The sequence below is a fragment of the Alsobacter metallidurans genome (assembly GCF_014636935.1).
In the GTDB taxonomy this organism is placed as follows: Bacteria; Pseudomonadota; Alphaproteobacteria; order Rhizobiales; family Beijerinckiaceae; genus Alsobacter; species Alsobacter metallidurans.
This window is the reverse complement of record NZ_BMES01000002.1, coordinates 1373183-1391957: the sequence shown is the minus strand read 5'-3', so window position 1 is coordinate 1391957 and position 18775 is coordinate 1373183. Positions and strand designations below refer to the sequence as shown.

Annotated in this window: 13 protein-coding genes; 11 read left to right on the top strand and 2 right to left on the bottom strand. The window is 70.0% G+C overall.

Annotated elements, in window-relative coordinates:
• Positions 1 to 72: 72 nt before the first annotated feature.
• Entirely contained in the window at positions 73 to 3597 is a 3525-nt protein-coding gene (locus IEV99_RS16970; protein WP_188518917.1) for a hypothetical protein, read from the top strand.
• Between the two features lie 31 nt (positions 3598 to 3628).
• Here IEV99_RS16970 and fliP read toward each other — a convergent pair whose 3' ends face one another.
• Positions 3629 to 4363 (bottom strand): flagellar type III secretion system pore protein FliP, encoded by a 735-nt coding sequence (gene fliP / locus IEV99_RS16965; protein WP_244643901.1) that lies wholly within the window; start codon positions 4361 to 4363, stop codon positions 3629 to 3631.
• A 275-nt stretch (positions 4364 to 4638) separates the two neighbouring features.
• On the bottom strand, positions 4639 to 6258 hold the full coding sequence (locus IEV99_RS16960; RefSeq protein ID WP_188518916.1) for a flagellar biosynthetic protein FliO: 1620 nt from the start codon (positions 6256 to 6258) through the stop codon (positions 4639 to 4641).
• A gap of 191 nt (positions 6259 to 6449) precedes the next feature.
• Here IEV99_RS16960 and flgB point away from each other — a divergent pair, with 191 nt between their 5' ends.
• The 10 genes from flgB to IEV99_RS16910 all read left to right on the top strand — a co-directional run bounded on the left by flgB (position 6450) and on the right by IEV99_RS16910 (position 18723).
• On the top strand, positions 6450 to 6839 hold the full coding sequence (gene flgB / locus IEV99_RS16955) for a flagellar basal body rod protein FlgB (protein WP_188518915.1): 390 nt from the start codon (positions 6450 to 6452) through the stop codon (positions 6837 to 6839).
• 6 nt (positions 6840 to 6845) lie between these two features.
• Positions 6846 to 7256, top strand: coding sequence for a flagellar basal body rod protein FlgC (gene flgC / locus IEV99_RS16950; RefSeq protein ID WP_188518914.1), 411 nt, complete (start codon positions 6846 to 6848; stop codon positions 7254 to 7256).
• A gap of 46 nt (positions 7257 to 7302) precedes the next feature.
• On the top strand, positions 7303 to 7626 hold the full coding sequence (fliE, locus tag IEV99_RS16945) for a flagellar hook-basal body complex protein FliE (protein ID WP_188518913.1): 324 nt from the start codon (positions 7303 to 7305) through the stop codon (positions 7624 to 7626).
• A gap of 215 nt (positions 7627 to 7841) precedes the next feature.
• A complete protein-coding gene (gene fliQ, locus IEV99_RS16940) occupies positions 7842 to 8108 on the top strand; it encodes a flagellar biosynthesis protein FliQ (protein WP_188518912.1) in 267 nt (88 codons plus the stop codon).
• 76 nt (positions 8109 to 8184) lie between these two features.
• The gene (fliR, locus tag IEV99_RS16935) at positions 8185 to 8946 is read left to right on the top strand and encodes a flagellar biosynthetic protein FliR (protein ID WP_188518911.1); all 762 of its coding nucleotides are present in this window, start codon (positions 8185 to 8187) and stop codon (positions 8944 to 8946) included.
• A 3-nt stretch (positions 8947 to 8949) separates the two neighbouring features.
• Complete coding sequence (gene flhB / locus IEV99_RS16930) at positions 8950 to 10017, top strand: flagellar biosynthesis protein FlhB (protein ID WP_188518910.1); 1068 nt, start codon at positions 8950 to 8952, stop codon at positions 10015 to 10017.
• Positions 10018 to 10037: 20 nt separating this feature from the next.
• Positions 10038 to 12617 carry a cell cycle histidine kinase CckA gene (cckA, locus tag IEV99_RS16925; RefSeq protein ID WP_371875799.1) on the top strand — a complete coding sequence of 860 codons (2580 nt, stop codon included), beginning with the start codon at positions 10038 to 10040 and terminating at the stop codon, positions 12615 to 12617.
• A 343-nt stretch (positions 12618 to 12960) separates the two neighbouring features.
• On the top strand, positions 12961 to 14046 hold the full coding sequence (gene recA / locus IEV99_RS16920) for a recombinase RecA (RefSeq protein ID WP_188518909.1): 1086 nt from the start codon (positions 12961 to 12963) through the stop codon (positions 14044 to 14046).
• 793 nt (positions 14047 to 14839) lie between these two features.
• Complete coding sequence (gene alaS / locus IEV99_RS16915) at positions 14840 to 17491, top strand: alanine--tRNA ligase (RefSeq protein WP_188518908.1); 2652 nt, start codon at positions 14840 to 14842, stop codon at positions 17489 to 17491.
• Positions 17488 to 18723, top strand: coding sequence for a cyclic nucleotide-gated ion channel (locus IEV99_RS16910; protein WP_188518907.1), 1236 nt, complete (start codon positions 17488 to 17490; stop codon positions 18721 to 18723). The genes alaS and IEV99_RS16910 overlap by 4 nt, the downstream gene beginning before the upstream one ends.
• Positions 18724 to 18775: the final 52 nt, after the last annotated feature.

The following is an 18775-nucleotide window of genomic DNA, read 5'->3' as shown; positions in this document are numbered from 1 at the left end:
GTTAGCCCTTTCACCATAGGTTTTGCCGGTCGCCTGGCGTTTTTGGGCGGCGTCGATCCAAGTCGAGACGGGATGTCCTTGCGCCGTTGGAGAGGATCCGATGCGGGCGTGCGGCCGGCGAGCCGCGCGATCGTGGGGCTGTGCGTCGCAGCCGCGCTGCTGCTCGACGGCGGCTCGGCGTTTGCGGCGAAGTCCACCCTCCGCGCCGTCGAGATGAACGGCTACGGGCGGGCCGTGTTCAGCTTCGAGGACCTGCCCAAAGCCACCGTGAAATCCGTGAACGGCGTCATGCTGGTGACGTTTGATCGGCCGGTGGATTTCTCGGTCGAGAAGCTGACGTCCGAGCTGCCGAGCTACATTTCCGCCGTGCGCCTCGATCCGGACAACAAGACCGTCCGCATGGCGCTGCAAAAGCCGCTGCGCGCGAACCTGATGGAAGCCGGCGACAAGCTGTTTCTGGATTTCCTGCCGGACAACTGGAAGGGCCTGCCGCCGAGCCTGCCGCGCGAGGTGATCGAGGACCTCAGCCGCCGCGCCAAGGAGGCCGAGGAGCTGGCCCGCAAGCTGGTGCGCAAGAAGGCCAGCGAGGAGGTCAGGGACCTCACCTTCCGGGTCGGAACCACGCCCACATTCTCGCGCCTCGTGTTCGAGCTGCCGGTGTTCGCGCCCGTGGACCTGTCCAAGGACCAGGACAGGGTGGACCTGGCGTTTCTCGCCAATCTGCGCCTCGACGCCGCGCGCCTGAAGGCGGCGCTGCCGAGCCTGATCAAGGACGTGCAGGTCGAGACTGCCGACGGCCAGCTCAAGATCGGGCTCGTCACCGCGCCCGGCGTGGATGTGCGCGGCTTTCGCGAGGACGACAATTACGTTCTCGACCTCGCGCCCCCCAAGGCCCCCGCCAAGACGGCCGGCGGCAAGAACCAGCCGAGCCCGGAAGCCGGCCCCAAGGGCGAGGCGGCGGTCGGCGCCAAGCCGGCCGAGGCCGCGGCCGTTCCGGCGCCCACGCCGTTTACCGCCATCACGGCGCCGATCCCCGCCTTTCCGCGCGCCGCCGACGCCGAGGAACGGGGCCTGAGCGCCACTCCGGCGCAATATGCCGAGATCAAGGTCGGGGTGGCGGCCGAGCGCGGCTCGGTGCGGCTCAACCTGCCGATCTCGCCCTCCGTCGGCCTCGCGGTGTTCGACCGCGCCGGCGTGGTCTGGATCGCAGCCGAAACCGAAGCGCCGTTCGAGCCGTCTCAGATCGGGATGGTCGCGCCCGGGCTCATCACCAAGGCGGACGTGCGGCGCGTGGGCCGGCTCTCGATCCTGCGCCTGTCGCTGAGCAAGCCCGCGCTGGTGCGGGCGGCCGCCACCGAGCGCGAGTGGGTGGTCACGATCGGGGACGAGCTCGTGGCCCAGAGCGGGCAGGTGGCGTTCACGCGCGGGGCTGCGCCGGACGGCCGCACGGTGGTGCGCGCGGCTTACCCGGACGTCGCGTCCGTGCACTGGGTCGAGGACCCGGAGGCGGGCGACAAGCTCGCGATCGTGGCCGGGCGCCGCGGCGCGCGCGGGGTCGTGAAGGCGCAGGGGTTCGTGGACTTCCGCGTGCTGCCGAGCGCGCAGGGCGTGGTCGTGATCCCGAGCTCGGACGACGTGGCCGTGCGCGCGGGCGTGGACGACGTGAGCATCACGCGCGACGGCGGGCTCGTGGTGTCCGCGCTCCCGGAGCTGCCCCTGCCGGCGCGCGAGGGCGCCGACGGCCCGCGCCTGGCCGTGGACAAGGAGGCGTGGGCGCAGGGCCGCGCCGGCGCGGTGCGCGATCACCGCCGGGCGCTGGAGCGGGCGGCCGCGGACGCGCCGCGCTCCTCGCGCGCGGACGCGCGCATGAGCCTCGCGCGCTTCGAGCTCGCGGCCGGGCTCGCGCAGGAGGCCGTGGGCACGATCGAGGTCGCGGTCGCGGACAGCCCGGACGTGGGCGTGGACAAGTCCACGCAGGTGCTCCTCGCCGCCGCGCAGGTGATGGCCGGTCGCGCCGCGGACGCCGTGCGCCTGCTCTCCACGGACGCGCTCGCGAACGAACCCGAGGCGCTCCTGTGGCGCGCCTACGCGGACGCGCAGCAGCGCCGCTGGCCGCAGGCGCTCGCGGGCTACCGCCGCGCCGCGCCCGTGCTCGCCGCCTACCCGGACGACCTCCAGGCCATGATGCTCCCGGCGTTTGCGGAGGCGGCGCTGGAGGGGCGGGACTTCAGCCTGGCGCAGCGGCTGCTGGACCAGGTGCAGGGCCACGCCGGAACCAAGGCGGACCGGGACTACGCCCTGCTGGTGGCGGCCCGGGTAGCCGAGGGCGTGGGACGCGTCGAGGAGGCGCAGAACGCCTACGAAAGGCTCGCCAAGACCGCCGTGCGGCCCGTGGAGGCGGCGGCGCGACTTTATGGCATCGTGCTCGGCCTGAAAGACCACACGCTCGACCGCAAGGCGGCCGTGCCGGCGCTCGAGGTGCTCTCGGTGGCGTGGCGCGGCGACGACATCGAGATCAAGACCCTCGCGACCCTCGGACGGCTCTATGCCGAGGAGGAGCGCTGGCGCAACGCGTTCCAGGTGGCCCGCCAGGCGAGCATCCTCTACCCCGAACACGAGGTCACGCGCTCGCTTTACGACGAGGCGGCGACCCGGTTCGAGGCGCTGTTCCTGGAAGGCAAGGCCGACACGATCCCGCGCCTCGATGCGTTGGCGCTGTATTTCGACTTCAAGGAATTCACCCCGCCGGGCCGGCGCGGCGACGAGATGATCCGCCGGCTGGCCGAGCGGCTCGTAGCGCTCGACCTGCTGGGCGAGGCCACAGACCTGATGCAGTACCAGGTCGACAACCGCCTGAACGGCGCCGCCAAGGCCTCGATCGCGTCGCGGCTGGCCGTGCTTTACCTGATGAACCGGCAGCCCGCGAAAGCCTACCGGGCGCTCACCGAGAGCCGGCTGGCCGAACTGCCGCAGGAAATGAAACGCGGCCGCACGCTGCTGGAAGCGCGGGCGCTGTCCGACCTGTCGCGCACCGACCTGGCGCTGGAGATCATCGACCCGGAAGCCGGGCCGGACGTGGAGCGCCTGCGCGCCGACATCCTGTGGCAGGGCCGGCGCTGGCGCGAGGCCGGCGAGGTGTTCGAGCGCATGGTCGGCGACCGGTGGCAGGGCGCGACCCCTCTGACAGACGGGATGCGGGCGGACGTCATGCGCGCCGCGATCGCGTATGGTCTCGGCGACGAAGGGCTGGCGCTGGAGCGGCTTCGCGCCAAGTTCTCCACCAAGATGGCCGACAGCGCCGACGCCAAGAGCTTCAGCATCGTGACGTCGCCGAGCGGCATGCGCTCCGGCGAATACCGCGACGTGGCCCGCTCGGTCGCGAGCGCCGACACGCTCTCGGAGTTCCTGAGCGAATACCGCAAGCGTTATCCCGAGACCCCCGCGCTGCCGCCGCGCGCGGTCCGCAAACCGAAGCCCGGCGATCCCGCGCCGCCGCCCCCGGCCGTCCCGCCGCAAGCCGGCGCGACCGAGCCCGGCAAGACCGAGCCGGGCGAAGGCAAGAAGGCCGAGAACAAGACCAGCGACGGCAAGGCCTGACGTTTGGAGGTCGCAAGCCGCACGCCCGTCCTCAGTTCCCGTAGCTCTGCACCAGGCTGCCGGCCACCAGGCTCCAACCGTCCACCAGCACGAAGAAGATCAGCTTGAACGGCAGCGCCACCGTGACGGGCGGCAGCATCATCATGCCCATCGACATCAGGATCGAGGCGACCACAAGGTCGATGATCAGAAACGGAATGAACAGCAGGAAGCCGATCTCGAACGCCCGTCGCAGCTCCGATATCATGAAGGCCGGGATCAGCGTGGTGAGTGGCGTCGCCTCGGGCGTGGCCGGGCGCGCCTCGCGCGACAGGTTGATGAAGAGCTCGAGGTCCTTTTCGCGGACGTGCTTGAGCATGAAGGTGCGGATCGGCTGCGCGCCGCGCTCAAAGGCCTGCTGGGCCTGAATCTGGTTCGCGAGCAGGGGCGTGACCGCCGTATCGTAGACGGTGCGCAGGGTCGGGGCCATCACGAAGGCGGTCAGAAACAGCGCCAGGCTGACAATCACGGCGTTGGGCGGGGCGGTCGGCGCGCCGATGGCCGAGCGCAGCAGCGACAGCACCACGACGATGCGGGTGAAGGACGTCACCATCACGACGGCGGCGGGCGCCAGCGACATCAGCGTGACCAGGAACACGAGCTGCAGCGCCCGCTCGTTCACGCTCTGCCCGCCGCCGAGATCCAGCGACAGCGTCTGGGCGGCGGCCGCGCCGGCCCACAGCACGCCCGCCGCGACCAGCATCGCGGCTAGCGGGCCGCGCATCATGCGGAAACGAATCCCTCGTGCCATCCGCCGACCCTAGGAGATCCACGGTGCAGGGGTCATCCGCGGAGCTGTCGCAGGCGAGCGTGGGCTGTGGAGAACCGGCGCCGCGACGTCGGAGCGGGGAAGTGGATGGCTTCTACGTGGCGCGCGCCTCGCCGTCATTGCGAGCCGGAGGCGAAGCAATCCAGCCTAAGGGCCCGGCTGTCAGGCTGGATTGCTTCGCTGTCGCTCGCAATGACGGGAGGATGGCCCGGATTACGGCGGGAGACTTGGCGTCAGCTCTTGGGGCCGACGTCGCGGCCGAGGAGGCGGGACATTTCGGCTTCGAGAGAGTCGAAGTCGACGAGGTCCGTCGGGCGCGAGGCGGGGCGAGGCGCCGGGGCCGGGTTCGGGGCGGGCGCAGCCGGAGCCGCTGGGCCCGGAGTCGGCGCCGGGGCCGGAGCTGCGGCTTGCGGGGCGGCCGGCGCGGGCGGCGTCGGGGGAGTGAAAGCCGGCGCTTGCGGCTCGATTCGGGGGGCAGGCTCGGCGGGGCGATCCGGCCGGGGAGGGGGCGCTGGCGTGAACGCCGCGGCGGGCGGGGCCACCGGCTCGGCGGGGCGCTGAGGAGGAGGAGGCGGAGCGGCCTGGACCGGCAGTTCAGGGGCGGGCGGCGGCGCCGCGCGGCTCGGCTCCGGCGACGACGGCCGCTCAGGCGGTACGGGCGCGGCGGGCGGAGGCGGGGCAGCGGGCTGCGGCGGGCGCGGGGCGTCGGCCGGCGCCGCGAAGGGGCGCTTCAGCGCCGCCTCGAGCTTGCGGGCCATGTCGGACAATTCGGCCTGGGCGGCCGCCGCGCTGGCGGCCTGGCTGGCCGGGGCGGTCGCGCCGCCCGCCGTGTCGTGGCTGGGCCCGGCGGTCGGGCGCGGCTCGGCCATGGGGCGCGCCTCCACGGGACGGCTGTCGGGGGCGTTCCGGGGCTCCGGGCGAAGCGTCGGCTCCTGCCGCATGGGCGAGTCTTGGCGCATGGGCGAGTCTTGCCGCATCGGCGGGTCCTGCCGCATGGGCTGATCCGGCCGCATCGCCGGATCGGGACGGAACTGGGGCGGCGGCGGCGCCTGCTGTGGCCGCATGGGCGGCATCGGCTCCGGTCGGCCCGCGCGGGGCGGCTCCGGGCGCGCTTCGGCGCGCAGCAGCGGCTCGGCGCCGAGATCGGGTTCGGGCCGGATCACGTCGGGACGGCGCGGCGGGGGAGGCGGCGGAACGTTGCGCGGCGTATCGGCGGGGAGGCGCGGCGGCATGGCGGCCACCGGCGGCACGGGCGCAACGGCCGGCGGAACCGGCGCTTCGGGGCGGTAGCCGTTCGGACGCGGCGGCTCGGCGCGCGGGGGCTCGAAGCGGGTCGGGTCCTGCCGCACGGTCTCCTGCCGCACGGGTTCCTGACGCGGTTGATCCTGGCGCGGGGCTTCAGGCCGCGTCTCCGCCCGCACGTCGACTGCGACGGGCGCTTCGGGGCGCGGGCTCTCGGGGCGCGCCGGCTCGGCGCGCGCGGGCGCTTCGGCGAGGGGCTCGGTGCGGGGCGCATCCGGGCGCGCGACCTCGGGCCGCTGCTGCAGCTGCTCGGCATATTCGCGGGCGCTCAGCCCGGCGCGCACGATGGTGTGCTCGACCACGAGGTCGTTCGGACCGCCGATCATCAGCAGGTGCTCGACATTGTCGCGGCGGACGATAACGAGCTGCCTCTGCCGGTCGAGGTCATAGGCGTCCACCACGCCCAGGCGCGGCTGGCGGTTGCGGGACATGCCCCCGGCCATGTTGAGCCTGGCGCCGGCCAGACGGCGCAGCAGCAATGCGAACAAGGCCAAGAGGATGAAGATGACGACGAAGGCGACCGCCCAAACGGCCGGCGTCGGCAAGGTCACTCCAAAGATCGATTGCAACGCTGAAACACTCCCCGACTGGCCCGCAAGGTCCCCACCCGCGAGTTGAACATAGCACGCCGTCGTTCAACAGCATGCGTCAAGCCCCCAACACGCCTGCTCCACTACAGTTCGTTTACTCGACGTTAACCATGGGGGCGGCATTTTTTGCCCACCTGCCGCGGAGACCCGCCATGAGCGGAATGGGACTTCCCCTTGTCGACCAGCTGAAGACGCGCATGCAGTGGCTGCAAACGCGCCAGAAGCTGCTGGCCGAGAACGTCGCCAACGCGGACACGCCGAATTTCCGGCCCCGGGACCTCCAGGCGCTCTCGGCTCCCGGGCAGGGCGGCGGGATCCAGCTCGAGGCGACCTCGGCGGGGCACATCACGACCGGCGGCGGCCCGGGCGCGCCCGGCGGCAAGGCCGGCCAGCGGTTCGAGACCCGTCCTTCCGGCAACTCGGTGACGCTGGAAGACGAGATGACCAAGCTCGCCGACACGCAGATGGACTACCAGGCCGTCGCGAGCCTCTATTCCAAGAGCCTGTCGCTTCTCAAGATCGCCATCGGCAAGAGAGGCTGACGGATCATGGATTTTCTTCGCTCCCTCTCCATCGCGGCGTCCGGCCTCAAGGCCCAGGCGGGCCGCATCCGGATCATTTCGGAGAACATCGCCAACGCGGACTCCACCGCGCTGAAGCCCGGCGGCGACCCTTATCGGCGCAAGATCCCGACCATGGACCACAAGTTCGAGCGCGAGCTCGAAGCCCAGACGGTGACGATGGGGCGGGTGCGCAAGGACCAGAAGCCCTTCGAGACGCGCCACGAGCCGGGGCATCCTGCCGCCGACCGCAATGGCGACGTGAAGTACCCGAACGTCAATCCGCTGGTGGAGCAGATGGACATGCGGGAGGCGCAGCGAAGCTACGAGGCGAACCTCAACGTCATCAGCAGCACGCGCCGCATGCTCGCCAAGACGCTCGACATCCTTCGCATCTAGCCGCGCCTGATCTTTTCCCGCCCGACCTTCCACGGAGACGCCCACCATGGCCAGCCCCACCATCGCGGCCGGCGCCTATGCGGCGACCCAGCGCCTCGCCAACCCGACCGCCGGCCGCGCGATGCCGGGCGTGGGCGGAGCCGGCGGCGGCGGCCCCAGCTTCGCGGAGGCGCTCGGCAACGTGCTGCAGACGGTGGCGGACGCCGGCAAGCAGGCCGACCAGCAGGCCAGCAAGGCCGCGATGGGCAAGGCCGACATGGTGGACGTGGTGACGGCGGTGGCCGAAACCGAAACCGCCCTCGAAACCCTCGTGGCGGTGCGCGACCGCGTGATCGCCGCCTATGAGGAAATCATGCGGATGCAGATCTAGTTTTGGGCCGGGGCGGCGGCTCCGGCGCTTCTTTGCAACACCCCTCATCCTGAGGAGCGCCGCCTCAGCGGCGCGTCTCGAAGGGCGAGGGGATCCAGATGGCTCCAGGGATCGATCACTCTGGAGCCCTCGTCCTTCGAGACGCCCTGCTGCGCAGGGCTCCTCAGGATGAGGGGATCCTGATCTCGCACCGACACCGCAATGGACACCCCAGCGTGACAGGCCCGGAAGTTCTCGACGTCGCCCGCGACGGCATCTTTACCTTCCTGAAGGTGGCGAGCCCGCTGATGCTGATCGCGCTGGCGGTGGGCGTGGTGATCTCGCTGATCCAGGCGCTGACGCAAATCCAGGAGCAGACGCTGGTGGCGGTGCCCAAGATCATCGTGCTCGGGCTGGCGATGATCCTGCTGCTGCCTTTCATGGGGGATGCGCTGGCCGGATACATGACCAGGGTGGCGTCGCGAATCGCAACGGGCGGCTAGAATGAGCCCCGGCGCGCTGGCGGGCGGATTCGGTTCCCGGCTTCGGTTCGGGGCCGGCGCGCGGAACGGGGCGGGGATGGGGTTCACCTTCGGGCCGGCGATCGCGGCCCTGTTCATGGTGGTGTTCGCGCGGGTCGGCGTCCTGATGATGCTGATGCCGGCGCTGGGCGAGCGCTTCGTGCCCGCCCGGGTGCGGCTCGCTTTGGCGGTGTTTCTGACGATCGCGATGATGCCGATCGTGCGGCCGCTGCTGCCCGCGCAGGCGCTGCAGGGCAATGCGGTGTTTACAACCCTGTTTCTGGAACTCGCGATCGGGCTGATGATCGGCCTTTGCGCCCGCATCGTGATCGCGAGCCTGCAGACGGCGGGCAATTTCGTCTCGCAGGCGCTGGGGCTGGGCTTCGCCGAAACCGTGGACCCGTCGCAGGGCGGGCAGGCGGCGGCGCTCGGCAACCTGCTCACCATGCTGGGCGTGACGCTGCTGTTCGCCACCGACGGGCACCACATGGTGATCGCCGCCATCGGGGGCAGCTACACGGCGCTGCCGCCTGGCGCCGCGCCGCCCACCGGGGACGCCGCCATGCTGGCGCTGGGCACCATGGGCAAGGGCTTCTCGATCGCGGTGCAGATCGCCGCGCCATTTATCGTGTTCGGGGTGATCATCAACCTGGGGCTGGGCGTGCTGTCGCGGCTGATGCCGGCTCTGCAGGTGTTTTTCCTCGGGATGCCGGCCACGATCATGATCGGCTTCATCATCCTGCTGGCCGCCATCGGGACCATGATGGCGGTGTTCCTCCGGGAGGTCTCGGACTTCCTGCTGCCCTTCATGGCGCGGTGAGCCATGGCGGGCGAGGACGACCAGGAAGACCGCACAGAAGAACCTTCCCTACGACGCCTCGAACAGGCGATCGAAAAGGGCGACATCGCCAAGAGCCAGGAGGTCAACACCTGGTTCGTGCTGGCCGGCGGCACGCTGGCGCTCGTCGCGGTGGCGGACAGCTCCGCGAGCTCGCTGAAGGTGATGCTGGGGGGGCTGCTGGCCCAGGCCGGGCGCGTGTCGGCCGAGCCCGGGGCCGTGAAAGTCTATGGCGAATACGGGCTGTGGGCGGGCCTGAGCGCGCTCGCTTTTCCGCTCGGCATCCTGATGCTGGCCGGGCTGGCGGGCGGGATGGTGCAGCACAAGCCCTCGCTGTCGACGCAGCCGCTGGCGCCGCAACTGTCGCGCATCTCGCCGCTCTCGGGCTTCAAGCGCGTGTTCGGCAAGGAAGCGCTGGTCCAGTTCCTGAAAGGGCTCCTGAAGCTCGGCGTGGTGGGCGTCGCCATCTACATGGCGGTGTGGCCCGAGATGGCGCGGCTGGAAAGCTTCGCCACCATGGACGTCGCCATGCTGCTGCAGGCGACCAAGGCCGAGGCCGTTACGCTGATGAAGGCCGTGCTGATCATCTACGCGGCGATCGCGGGCGGCGACTACGTGTACCAGCGCTTCACCTGGTACAACCGGCAGCGGATGACCAAGCAGGAAGTGAAGGACGAGCACAAGGAAACGGACGGAAACCCCGAGATCAAGGCCAAGATCCGGCAGCTGCGCGCCAAGCAGGCGCGCCAGCGGATGATGTCCAAGGTGCCGACCGCCACCGTGGTGGTGATGAACCCGACCCACTTCGCGGTGGCGCTGCAATACGAACCCGGCATGGCCGCGCCGCAATGCGTCGCCAAGGGCCTCGACGCGGTGGCGCTGCGCATCCGCGCGATGGCGGAGGAAAACGACGTGCCGGTGGTCGAGAATCCACCGCTCGCGCGTGCGCTTTACAAGGCGGTTGAACTCGATCAGGACATTCCGGTCGAACACTACAAAGCGGTGGCCGAAGTGATCGGCTACGTGATGCGCCTGCGCCGGAGGCGGTATTGACGGCGGCGGACGGATGGAACATGGCCTCACGTGACCGGTCGGGACAGGACGCGATGATCGCGGGAGCGGGCGCGCCCGCGCCGGGCAAGCCGCAACGTTCGGGCAGCGCCGCGCTCCTGCTGGCGCTGGCGGGCGTGCTGGTCGGCGCCGCCATCGCGCTGTCGCTGGTGGCGAGCGAGAAGGCCCAGCCGCTGATCATGGGCCTGCTGGCGCTGCTGGCCGTGGTGGGCGTGTTCGCGTTGTTCGCGGGCGCGGTCGGGATCATCGAGTTCGCGGGCAAGACCAGCCGCAACGACCTCACCAAGTCGGTGGTCGATTCGGCCGCCGAGGGCATGATCGTGGTGGAGGGCGACGGACGGATCGCCTACGCCAACGACGCCTATCTGCGCTTCGCGGGCGCGCGCACCGCGGATGCGGCGCTCACGGCCGAGCGCCTCTTCACGGGCTCGGCGGACGTGTCGGAAGCGATCTACCGCCTTGCCCAGGCGGCGCGCGACGGCAAGAGCGCGTCGGAGGAGATCCGCCTGTCGCCGCCGCTCGGCGCGCTGGACGGGGTGGCGTGGTACCGCGTGCGCGTGCGCCCGGTGGACCGGCCAAGCGGCCGGCGCGCCACGCTGTGGACCATCGCGGACGTGACGCGCGAGCGCGAGCGCCAGGAAAACGTCTTCCAGGAACTCCAGCACGCCATCGACTATCTCGACCACGCGCCCGCCGGGTTCCTGTCCATCGACGCCGCCGGCGACGTGATCTACATGAACGCCACGCTGGCGGGCTGGCTCGACTACGACCTCGCGCAGTTCGGTTCCGGCGGTCTGAAGCTCTCCGACCTCGTGCCGGGCGACGGCGCCGCGCTATTGTCGGGCGTGATGGGCGGCGCCGGCGAGGTCCGCACCGAGATCCACGACCTCGACCTGCGCCGGCGCGGCGGGCAATCGCTGCCCGTGCGGTTGTTCCACAGCGTCGCCTACGCGTATGACGGCACGCCTGGCCCCTCGCGCACGCTGGCGTTGAACCGCTCGGCCGGCGAGGACGTGGCCGAGGGCCAGCGCGCCGCCGAGGTGCGCTTCGCGCGCTTCTTCAACAACACCCCGCTCGCCATCGCGACCATCGACCGGCACGGCCGCATCGCGCGCACCAACGGGCCCTTCGCCAAGCTGTTCGGCTCGGCCTTCAAGGGCCATGACGGCTCGACGGCGCGCTCCATGCTGGCCGTGGTGGGCGAGCGCGACCGCGAGCAGCTCACCGCCGCCATCGCGTCGGCGGCCGCCGGGCGCGGCGACATCGCCCCGATCGACCTGGCGCTGGCCGGGGAGGGCACCCGCTCGGCCCGCTTCTTCGTCACCACGGTGGAGAACGAGGCCGAGGATGGCGAAGCCGCCATCGTGTACGCGCTCGACACCACCGAGCAGCGGGCGCTGGAGGCGCAGTTCGCGCAGGCGCAGAAGATGCAGGCCGTGGGCGAGCTCGCGGGCGGCGTCGCGCACGATTTCAACAACGTGCTGCAGGGCATCATGGGCTATGCCGACCTGCTGCTCGTGAACCACCGGCCGACCGACCCGTCCTTCCAGGACATCATGCAGATCAAGCAGAACGCCAACCGGGCGGCCGGCCTCGTGCGCCAGCTGCTGGCGTTCTCGCGCCGGCAGACGTTGCGCCCGCAGGTGATGCATTTCGGCGAGGTTTTGTCGGACCTCGGCATGCTGCTGAAGCGGCTCCTGGGCGAGCGCGTCGAGCTCGACGTGCGCCACGGCCGCGACCTCTGGCCGGTGCGCGCCGACCTCACCCAGTTCGAGCAGGTGGTCGTCAACCTCGCCGTGAACGCCCGCGACGCCATGCCGGACGGCGGGCGCCTCTCCATCCGCACCTCCAACGTGCACGCCACCGAGCCGGTGACGGCCGGCGAGCAGGTGATGCCGGCGGCAGACTACGTGCTGATCGAGATCCAGGATTCCGGCACCGGCATCCCGCAGGAGATCATCGACAAGATCTTCCAGCCCTTCTTCACCACCAAGGAAGTCGGCAAGGGCACCGGGCTCGGCCTCTCGATGGTCTACGGCTTCGTGAAGCAGTCGGGCGGCTACATCTTCTGCGACAGCGTGGTGGACCGCGGCACCACCTTCCGCATCTACCTGCCCCGCCACAGCGGCGAGGAGCACGCCGACGACCTTCCGGCCGCCAAGCCCGAGAAAGCCCCCGTTCCGGGCGCCAAGCCCAAGCCCACGGCCGACCTCACCGGCCACGGCGTGGTGCTCCTGGTGGAGGACGAGGAAGCCGTCCGCGCCTTCGGGGCCCGCGCTCTCGCCCAGCGCGGCTACACGGTGCTGGAGGCCGCCTCCGGCGTGGAAGCCCTGCAGGTCTTCGACGAGCAGGGCGGCAAGATCGACCTCGTGGTCTCGGACGTCGTGATGCCCGAGATGGACGGCCCCAGCCTCCTGCGCGAACTGCGCAAGCGTGACGGCAAGGCCAAGGTGATCTTCGTGTCCGGCTACGCCGAGGAAGCCTTCAGCAAGAACCTGCCGGACGGCGAGGAATTTTCCTTCCTGCCAAAGCCGTTCACGCTGAAGCAGCTGATCGAGGCGGTGAAGACCGCGCTGGGGTGAGGGGGCTCGCCCCGGATCGCTCTGGCGAGCAAGGGGCGGCGCCGCCATCACACCAGCTCTCCCCGCGCGGGGAGACGGGGCGGTCCGCGCCACTGCGTCAGCTGAACTCTTCGCCCCGGAACGGGGGGAAGGTGGCGCGAAGCGCCGGATGAGGGGTCTCCTGGCCCTTTCGCATGCTCTCAACGGGCGACGGACCGGCTGTTCGCCCGCTCATCGAGACGATTGTCGGCAGGTTGTATTCGGTAGAACAAAAAAAGAACTTGCGAGTGAGAACAAACCGTGATCATCTCAGCCTGTCTCGGTTGAGACTCGTTTCTCGCTCGTGCCATAAGGATCGCCTGCAATGTCGCAACCTTCTCTCCGGCTCGTTGAAGGGCAATCCATGGACAAGGCCAAGGCGCTGGACGCCGCGCTCTCGCAGATCGAACGCTCTTTCGGCAAGGGCTCGATCATGCGGCTGGGCAAGAACGAAAAAGCTGTCGAGATCGAGACCATCTCCACGGGCTCGCTGGGGCTCGACATCGCGCTAGGCGTCGGCGGCCTGCCGCGCGGCCGCGTGGTGGAGATCTACGGTCCGGAATCCTCCGGCAAGACCACGCTCGCCCTGCACACCGTCGCCGAGGCCCAGAAGAAGGGCGGCGTCTGCGGCTTCATCGACGCCGAGCATGCGCTTGACCCGGTCTACGCCCGCAAGCTCGGCGTGAACCTCGAAGACCTCCTGATCTCGCAGCCCGACACGGGCGAGCAGGCGCTGGAGATCACCGACACGCTGGTGCGCTCGGGCGCGATCGACGTGCTGGTGATCGATTCGGTCGCCGCGCTCGTGCCGCGCGCCGAGATCGAGGGCGAGATGGGCGACGTGCAGCCCGGCCTCCAGGCCAGGCTGATGAGCCAGGCCCTGCGCAAGCTCACGGCCTCGATCTCGCGCTCCAATTGCATGGTCATCTTCATCAACCAGATCCGCATGAAGATCGGAGTGATGTACGGCTCGCCCGAGACCACCACGGGCGGCAACGCGCTGAAGTTCTACGCTTCGGTGCGCCTCGACATCCGCCGCATCGGCTCCATCAAGGAGCGCGAGGAGGTCACCGGCAACACCACCCGCGTGAAGGTGGTGAAGAACAAGGTGGCCCCGCCCTTCAAGCAGGTCGAGTTCGACATCATGTATGGCGAAGGCGTCTCCAAGGTGGGCGAACTCGTCGACCTCGGCGTCAAGGCCGGCATCGTCGAGAAGTCCGGCGCGTGGTTCTCGTATGACAGCCAGCGCCTCGGCCAGGGCCGCGAGAACGCCAAGACGTTCCTGAAGCAGAACCCGGACCTCGCCAACAAGATCGAGACGCAGATCCGCCAGAACGCCGGCCTGCTGGCCGACCGCATCCTCGACGTGGTGGAGCCCACCGCCGAGGACCTGGACGAAGGCCAGGCCTGATTGTTTCCGGCCTGATCGGAATTGAGTTCGAGACAACGGCGGCGCCAACAGCGCCGCCGTTGTTCGTTGCACCATGTGCGGCCGTCGCCACCATGCGCATCAAACCCTCTTCGTCATCAACTCAGTTGGGCAAAGGCTCAACTCTCTCCGTCATCCCCGGCGCGCCGCAGGCGCGGGAAGGGGATCCAGGCGACTGGGCGCCATCTGTGACTTGCCCCTGGATCCCCTTCCCCTCCGCGGCTGCGCCGCTCCGGCCGGGGATGACGGCGGAGAGAGCGCGCGACGATTAGCCGTTCGCAGAAGGGGGTCGCACCCTCGCCGTCATTGCGAGCGCCAGCGAAGCAATCCAGCTGATGCCGGGCGCTTGGCCCGGCGCCGGGGCCGCCCCCACCGCCTGGATTGCTTCGCTTCGCTCGCAATGACTGGAGGATAGACCCCTGGGTTGCGCGCGCCCCTCCCCCCGGAGAAGGGACCCCACAACTTCGTCCGCAACGCCCGCGACACCCTCGCCGTCCTTGCGAGCGCCAGCGAAGCAATCCAGCTGATGCCGGGCGCTTGGCCCGGCGCCGGGGCCGCCCCACCGCCTGGATTGCTTCGCTGCGCTCGCGATGACGGGAGGATGCCACCAGCATTGCGGCTCGCGGCATGCAGGGCCTGGCCGTCACACCAAAACGCCCCATCCCCGCAGCTCTTGCGCCAGCCTGCGAAACCGGTTTCCACTTTGCGGCGGCATGCTCTACAAACGCCGCGAGATCAGCTTCGGCGGCCGACGGCCGCCCAAATCGAGCGACACATGAGCGGCGTCAACGAAATCCGATCCACCTTCCTGGATTACTTCGCCAAGCATGGCCACGAGGTCGTGCCGTCGAGCCCGCTGGTGCCGCGCAACGATCCGACGCTGATGTTCACCAACGCCGGCATGGTGCAGTTCAAGAACGTCTTCACGGGCGTCGAGAAGCGGCCCTATTCGCGCGCCGTGACCTCGCAGAAATGCGTGCGCGCCGGCGGCAAGCACAACGACCTCGACAATGTCGGCTATACGGCCCGGCATCACACCTTCTTCGAGATGCTCGGCAACTTCTCGTTCGGCGACTATTTCAAGGAACAGGCGATCGAGCTCGCCTGGAACCTGGTCACCAAGGAATACGGCCTGCCGGCCGACAAGCTCATGGTGACGGTCTACCATGAGGACGACGAGGCGCATGCGCTGTGGAAGCGCATCGCCGGCCTGTCGGACAGCAAGATCATCCGCATCGCGACCTCGGACAATTTCTGGGCGATGGGCGACACCGGCCCGTGCGGCCCGTGCTCGGAGATCTTCTACGACCACGGCGACCACATCCCGGGCGGACCGCCCGGCTCGCCCGACGAGGACGGCGACCGTTTCATCGAGATCTGGAACCTCGTGTTCATGCAATATGAGCAGGTCGCCCCCGGCGAGCGCCTGCTGTTGCCCAAGCCCTCCATCGACACCGGCATGGGGCTGGAGCGCATTTCGGCCGTGCTGCAGGGCACGCACGACAACTACGAAACCGACCTGATGCGGGCGCTGATCCGCGCCGTGGCGGAGGCCACCGGCGTGGAGCCGGGCCGCGCCAGCCACAAGGTGATCGCCGACCATCTGCGCGCATCGTCCTTTCTTGTGGCGGATGGCGTGCTGCCCTCCAACGAGGGCCGCGGCTACGTGCTGCGGCGCATCATGCGCCGCGCCATGCGGCACGCCGAATTGCTGGGCGCGCGCGAGCCGCTGATGTACCGGCTGGTGCCCGCGCTGGTGCGCGAGATGGGCCACGCCTATCCGGAGCTGGTGCGCGCCGAGCCGTTGATCACCGAGACGCTGAAGCTGGAGGAGACCCGCTTCCGCAAGACGCTGGAGCGCGGGCTCGCGATCCTGGACGAGGAAACCCGCGGCCTGACGGCCGGTCAGAGCCTGAAGGGCGAGGTCGCGTTCACGCTCTACGACACCTATGGCTTCCCGCTCGACCTGACGCAGGACGCGCTGCGCTCGCGCGACATCGGGGTGGATCTCGAGAGCTTCAACGCCGCCATGCAGAAGCAGCGCGAGATGGCGCGCGCGGCCTGGTCGGGCTCGGGCGAGGCCGCCACCGAGACGGTGTGGTACGGCGTGAAGGAGAAGGTCGGGGCGACCGAATTCCTGGGCTACGACACCGAGCGCGCCGAGGGCGTCGTGACGGCGCTGCTGCGCGACGGCCAGCCCGTGGACCGGCTGGAAGCCGGCCAGGACGGCGTCGTGCTCCTGAACCAGACGCCATTCTACGCCGAGAGCGGCGGCCAGGTGGGCGACACCGGCCGCATGCTGGGCGCGGACGTGTCCGTGACCGTGCGGGACACGCAAAAGAAACTCGGCGACGTTTTTGCGCATGTTGTGACGGTCGCGAGCGGGGCGCTGCGCGTCGGCGACGCGCTGGAGCTCGAGGTGGATCACGAGCGCCGCGGCGCAATCCGGGCCAACCACTCGGCGACGCACCTTCTGCACGAGGCGCTGCGGCAGGTGCTCGGCGACCACGTCGCCCAGAAAGGCTCGCTGGTGACGCCGGACCGGCTGCGATTCGACTTCTCGCACCCCAAGCCGATCAGCGAGGAGGAGCTCGACCGGGTCGAGGCCATCGTGAATGGCGTCGTGCGCGAGAACGAGCCCGTGGTGACGCGGCTGATGGGCGTCGACGAGGCGATCGAGACCGGCGCGCGGGCGCTGTTCGGCGAGAAATACGGCGACGAGGTGCGGGTGGTGTCCATGGGCCCGCCGCGCACGCCCGGCCATAACGGCCCGGCCTTCTCGGTTGAGCTGTGCGGCGGCACCCATGTGCGGCGCACCGGCGACATCGGCGTGGTCAGCATCGTGGGCGAGGGCGCGGTGGCGGCTGGCGTCCGTCGGCTCGAGGCCATGTCGGCAGAAGGCGCGCGGCGCCATCTCGTGGAAGACAGCAAGCGGCTGAAGGGCCTGACCGGCCTGCTGAAGGCGCCGGCCGCGGAAGCGGGCGACCGCCTGGCCGCCCTCATGGAAGAGCGGCGCAAGCTGGAACGCGAGCTCGCCGAGGCCCGCAAGGCCATCGCGATGGGCGTCGGCAAGGCGGGCGATTCGGGCGTGAAGGCCATCGGCGGCGTCAACGTGATGGCGCGCGTGCTGACCGGCGTCGAAATGCGCGACCTCAGGGGGCTTGCGGACGAGGGCAAGAAGCAGGTCGGCTCCGGCGTGGTGGCGCTGATTGCGACCGGCGAGGACGGCAAGGCCGGCGTCGTGGTGGCGGTGACGTCTGACCTCACGGGCCGCTTCAACGCCGTGGATCTCGTGCGCGTCGCCTCCGAGACGCTCGGCGGCAAGGGCGGCGGCGGACGGCCCGACATGGCCCAGGCTGGCGGCCCGGACGGGTCGAAAGCCAGCGAGGCCCTCGCCGCCATCGAGGCGGCGATCGGCGGCGCTTGAGCGCCGGGGCGCGCCCATCCCCCGCGAAGCGCCTCACGCGGGCGCGTCGCCGCGCCTACCAGATCCTCGAACAGGCCGTGCCGGGCGACCGGGTGGCGACATTCGCGCATGTGTCCCTGGTCGCCTTCGTGGTGGCCAGCGTAGCCTCCGTGGTGCTCGAGTCCGTGCCGTCGCTGCGCGACCGCTACGAGGGCGTGTTCACGGGGGTCGAGATCGCCTCCATGGCGGTCTTCACGGTGGAATACGCGCTGCGGCTCTGGGCGGCGGTTGAATACCCCAATCTGCGCCACCTGCCGCCCTGGCGTGCGCGGCTGCGGCACGCGCTCACGGCGTCGTCGATCATCGACCTGCTGGCGATCGTGCCGTTCTACCTGGCCTATGTGATCGCGGCGGATTTCCGCGTGTTCGTGGTGTTTCGGCTGCTGCGCTTTTTGAAGCTGATGCGCTATTCGCCTGGCATGCGGTCGCTGATGGAGGCCGTCTACGCCGAGCGCCGGGCGCTGGCGGCGTGCCTCGTGATCCTCGGCAGCCTGGTGATCAGCACCGCGGCCGTGATGCACCTTGTGGAGGCGGACGCGCAGCCGGACAAGTTCGGCACCATTCCGGACGCGATGTGGTGGGCGGTGATCACGCTCGCCACGGTGGGCTATGGCGACGTCGTGCCGATCACGGCGCTCGGCAAGGTGATCGCGTCGCTGACGGCCCTGATGGGGCTCGTGATGCTGGCGTTGCCGGTCGGCATCGTGGCCACCGCTTTCGCGGAGGTGATCCACCGCCGCGAATTCGTGGTGACGTGGGGAATGATCGCCCGGGTGCCGCTGTTCTCGGAGCTCTCGGCCGAGGAGGTGGTGGCTGTGATGCGCCTGCTGCGGTCCAAGACCGCGCAGGCTGGCGAGGTGATCGTGCGCCGCGGCGAGGTCGGGCACAGCATGTATTTCATCGCGACCGGACAGGTCGAGATCGAGACCCAGCATGGCAAGCGGCATCTGCTGGGGGAGGGGCAATTCTTCGGCGAGATCGCGGTGCTGCGCAACGCCCGACGCACCGCCACCATCCGGGCGGTGATCCGCTCGCAGCTCCTGGTGCTCGACGCCGGCGACCTGCGCCGCCTGATGGAGAGCCGGCCCGACATCGGGGCCCGCATCAGCCAGATCGCCAGCGACCGCGCGGCCCGCTCGGCCCAGACGGTGACGGACGACTTCACCGGCGAGCATCCGTTCGGCGACCTGTAGGTCGCCATGAAAAAGGGGAGCGTGTCGCCACGCTCCCCTGCATCAATCTCAG

Coding starts and splice junctions, on each gene's coding strand:
- flgC (WP_188518914.1), top strand. CDS start 6,846: ATGGATTTTCTTCGCTCCCTCTCCATCGCGGCGTCCGGCCTCAAGGCC.
- cckA (WP_371875799.1), top strand. CDS start 10,038: ATGGCCTCACGTGACCGGTCGGGACAGGACGCGATGATCGCGGGAGCG.
- flgB (WP_188518915.1), top strand. CDS start 6,450: ATGAGCGGAATGGGACTTCCCCTTGTCGACCAGCTGAAGACGCGCATG.
- fliR (WP_188518911.1), top strand. CDS start 8,185: ATGGGGTTCACCTTCGGGCCGGCGATCGCGGCCCTGTTCATGGTGGTG.
- recA (WP_188518909.1), top strand. CDS start 12,961: ATGTCGCAACCTTCTCTCCGGCTCGTTGAAGGGCAATCCATGGACAAG.
- flhB (WP_188518910.1), top strand. CDS start 8,950: ATGGCGGGCGAGGACGACCAGGAAGACCGCACAGAAGAACCTTCCCTA.
- IEV99_RS16970 (WP_188518917.1), top strand. CDS start 73: ATGTCCTTGCGCCGTTGGAGAGGATCCGATGCGGGCGTGCGGCCGGCG.
- alaS (WP_188518908.1), top strand. CDS start 14,840: ATGAGCGGCGTCAACGAAATCCGATCCACCTTCCTGGATTACTTCGCC.
- fliP (WP_244643901.1), bottom strand. CDS start 4,363: ATGATGCGCGGCCCGCTAGCCGCGATGCTGGTCGCGGCGGGCGTGCTG.
- fliE (WP_188518913.1), top strand. CDS start 7,303: ATGGCCAGCCCCACCATCGCGGCCGGCGCCTATGCGGCGACCCAGCGC.